The following is a 1,538-nucleotide window of genomic DNA, read 5'->3' as shown; positions in this document are numbered from 1 at the left end:
TGTTGCAACCAAGTTGAAATGTCACCGCGTCTGCAAAGCAGGAATGTCATCAGGTGGCGTGACGTGAGCAAAGCCTGACAGGGCGGAGACCTCAGCTATCGCAGCCCTGGCTGGCTTTGCTGTCTGCGATGCGCTTGCGATCGGCCAGAGTATTCCAGCCATTGTTCCGGCGTCCGTTCTTCTTGTAGTTGTTCTTCGCGCTCACAGGTTTGACCTTCGGCGGCATGAGTTCCTTATCCTGCTGCGCTTTGATATGCGCCAGAACTGCGCTGAGGTGTTTGTTCTCGGTAATGGCGGCGTGTGTGACGCGCTGCTGGTGTGGATCAAAGATGCTGCAGGGGAGGGCGACGCCTTTGGCGCGGACTTGGATGCGCCCGTCGGGCATCTCGTAGACATCCACGTATTTGCCAACGAGCCCACGCGTCAGATCGTTGACCTCCAGCCGGATGCTCTTGCGGTCGTACTTCAGAGTTAAATTCCTGGTAACATAGCGTTTGTCGCGTAGGCAGAAGACTTCGACGAGGCGGTCCGGCGCGATGTTCAAGGCGCGGTGCAGATTGTCTGGCTTGGCCGGGGCCTTTGCAAACTTGGCGTTGTAGCGGTCAACGAAACCAGAAAGGAACGCGTTGCCGTCTTCCATGTTCGAGATGCCCGCGATGCGCAGGTCCTTGACCAGCCGGTCTTGCAGCGTCCGGTTCGCACGTTCGACGCGACCTTTGGCTTGGGAAGAATTGGCGCAGATGATCTCGATGTTCAGCTCGGCCAGGGCACGCCCGAACTGCGTCATGCCCGTCATGTGTTCGCTCGGTTTGGGAACCCTGAACACCGAGTGTTTGTCGCTGTAAAATGCAACGGGACGGCCATGCTTCAGCAGGTAGCTTTCCAGAGCCTCGAAGTAGCTGAAGGTGCTCTCGGAGGCGACAAACCGCAGTTCCATCAGCCTGCTGGTCGCATCATCGATGAAGACAAGAAGGGTGCAGGCATCGCCGCGTTCTTCGAACCAGCGGTGATCCGAACCGTCGATCTGGACCAGCTCGCCAAAGCACTCTCGGCGCAAACGCGGCTGATGAAAGGTCCGGCGTTGTTTGCGCGACAGCCAGATGCCGTCTTCCTGCATCCACTTGCGGACGGTCTCGCGCGAGACCTTAAACCCGTGGTGTTCGGCCAGCATCTCCGCCGCCAATGTCGGGCCGAAATCTGCGTAGCTCTCCTTGATCAGGCTCAAGGCATAGTCGCGCTTGGCTTTGTGGATGCGGTTGTTCGGAGGCTTCCCGCGCGCCATATGACGGATCGCGGCCGCGCCATCCTGGCGGTATCGCCTGAGCAACCTGAAAATCTGCCGACGCGTCAGCTCCAGCATGTTCGCCGCGTTGTCCACGGTCAGTCGACCGTCATCGACCTGCGCCAGGACCTCCACACGAGTCAACTCGCGCTCGCTCATAATCAGCCATCCCACGTCCGCTCGTCCTCGCATCATTTTGCGGGGAGAGTGACATTCCTGAATTGTTCATGGGTGACATTTTAGCTTTGCTGCTACA

The 1,538-nt window shown here is 58.5% G+C and carries 1 protein-coding gene; it reads right to left on the bottom strand.

The window, feature by feature from the left end; translation table 11 throughout:
- Window positions 1-91: 91 nt before the first annotated feature.
- A complete protein-coding gene (locus tag IQ782_RS29565; RefSeq protein ID WP_338092673.1) occupies window positions 92-1,456 on the bottom strand; it encodes an ISNCY family transposase in 1,365 nt (454 codons plus the stop codon).
- Window positions 1,457-1,538: the final 82 nt, after the last annotated feature.

Source organism: Salipiger mangrovisoli (genome assembly GCF_015223355.1).
GTDB classification, from domain to species: domain Bacteria; phylum Pseudomonadota; class Alphaproteobacteria; order Rhodobacterales; family Rhodobacteraceae; genus Salipiger; species Salipiger mangrovisoli.
Note: the sequence above shows the minus strand (reverse complement) of the source record. Positions and strands in the feature narration are given on the sequence as shown.